General features: G+C 63.5%; 1 protein-coding gene. It reads right to left on the reverse strand.

Going from position 1 to position 2,215, the window contains the following annotated elements; all coding sequences use genetic code 11:
• A partial coding sequence (gene putA, locus ACRCSW_RS17480) for a bifunctional proline dehydrogenase/L-glutamate gamma-semialdehyde dehydrogenase PutA (protein ID WP_438706925.1) occupies positions 1–2,174 on the reverse strand: 2,174 nt, incomplete at its 3' end.
• Positions 2,175–2,215: the final 41 nt, after the last annotated feature.

Below are 2,215 nucleotides of genomic sequence, written 5' to 3' on the forward strand. Positions count from 1 at the left end.
GTATCGACGAACATCGCATTCAGCCCGCCCGTTTCAGCGATGAAGGGGATGATCGGGCCGGTTCGCGCCGCAAGACTGCGATTAATCGCCCAGGCCGTTTCGGTGCCGCCAGTAAACGCGACACCATCAATGCCGGGATGCGCCACCAGCGCCGCGCCGATGCTGGCACCGTCACCGGGCAATAGCGCAAGCAGGTCCGGGTCAAGACCGCAGCCGTGGAACAGCTTCACCGCTTCGGCCGCGATCAGCGGGGTCTGCTCCGCTGGCTTGGCAAGGACGGCATTGCCTGCCGCCAGCGCGGCAGCAATCTGCCCGGTGAAAATAGCCAGCGGGAAATTCCACGGAGAGATGCAGACGAAAATGCCGCGTCCGAAAAGCTGCCACTGGTTAGTCTCGCCGACCGGCCCGGTGAGCGTCTGCGGGGCTGTAAACTCACGCTCGGCCAGGCAGGCGTAGTAGCGGCAGAAATCGACTGCCTCGCGAACTTCAGCGACAGCATCGTTGAAGGTCTTACCCGCTTCAAGTGCCAGCAAAGCCATTAGCCGGTCCATCTGACCTTCCAGCGCATCGCCCATCGCCCGCAGAACGGCGGCGCGCGCAGCCCCGCCGCTCTTGTCCCATGCCGGTTGCGCAAGGCGTGCGCGCCTGACAGCTTCGTCGATGTGGGCGGCACTGGCATCGCTGGCGGCACCGATGACCTGGCTCCGATCCGATGGGTTGAAAACGTCGCGCGGCGCCTTGCAGTCGAGCTTGCCGCCGTTGATGGCTCCGGCCACCGGCTGCGCTTGTTTCTGTGCGGCAATGGCGGCAGCATGAGTGGCGCGGGTGCTGGCTTGGCTGACATCGCGGCCCAGCGGATTGGCGCGGCCCGCACCGTAAATGTCGCGCGGCAAGGCGATGCGCGGATGCTTGCCCGGCTGTGCCTCGACCAGCGCAACCGGATCACGGACAACATCGACGGCGGGCACAGTTTCATCGAGCAGGACATGGACAAACGAGCTGTTCGCACCGTTCTCCAGCAGCCGGCGAACGAGATAGGGCAGCAGATCCTCATGCCCGCCGACCGGCGCATAGGCGCGCACGATCAGCGGGCCATATTCATCCGCAGCGGCCTGATAGAGCGCTTCCCCCATGCCGTGCAGCCGCTGGTGCTCGATAGCGACGCCTGCCGCAGCGGCCATGTGGCGCACGGCGGCGAGCGTGTGGGCGTTGTGGCTTGCGAATTGGGGGTAGAGGTGCGGGCTGGCATCGATCAAGGCCTTGGCGCAGACAATGTACGACAGGTCCGTCGCGGCCTTGGTGGTAAACACCGGATAGTCAGGCGTGCCCGCCACCTGGGCGCGCTTGATCTCGCTGTCCCAATAGGCACCTTTGACAAGACGTACCATAATCCGCCGCCCGGAGCGCTGTGCCAGATCGCGCAAAGCCGCAATCACCCCCGGCGCGCGCTTCTGATAAGCTTGAACCACCACGCCCAGACCCTGCCAGTTGCCAAGTTCTTCCTCATGCGCCAGTCGCTCAACCAGCTTCAGAGACAGCACCAACCGATCTGCCTCTTCGGCATCAATTGCGAAATTGAGATCAAACTTGGCGGCGATAAGCGCCAGTGCTTTGACGCGCGGATATAGCTCCGACCACACCCGGGCTTCCTGCACGGCTTCATAGCGTGGGCATAAAGCGGAAAGCTTTACTGAGACACCGTGGCCCTGTTCCGGTCCTGCTCCGCTTGAAGCCCTGCCGACGGCTTCAATGGCATCACCGTAAATCGCTGCGTATCGCGCCGCATCCTGCGCCGTTCGCGCGCCTTCACCCAGCATATCGAAGGAGCACAGCATCTTCTCGCGCTTGGCGCGCTTCAAGGCGTCGCCAATCGAGCGGCCCAAAACAAATTGTTCGCCCATGATCCGCACGGCAGCGGCCACTGCTTGCCGGATGACCGGCTCACCAGCGCGTGTCGTCAGGCGCTTCAGATAACTGCCGACATCGCGCTTCGCTTCGTCTTCAACATCGACCAATTTGCCGGTGAGCATCAACCCCCAGGTGGAGGCGTTGACGAACAAGCTGTCGGCCTTGCCGAGATGGCTCGCCCAATCGGCCATGGAAATCTGCTCGGCGATCAACCGGTCACGCGTCTCCGCGTCGGGTGTGCGCAGCAGCGCTTCGGCAAGGCACATCAGTGCCAATCCTTCGCGCGTCCCCAGCGAGAACTCCTTCA

This window comes from Tabrizicola sp., from assembly GCF_051645465.1.
GTDB lineage: Bacteria > Pseudomonadota > Alphaproteobacteria > Rhodobacterales > Rhodobacteraceae > Tabrizicola.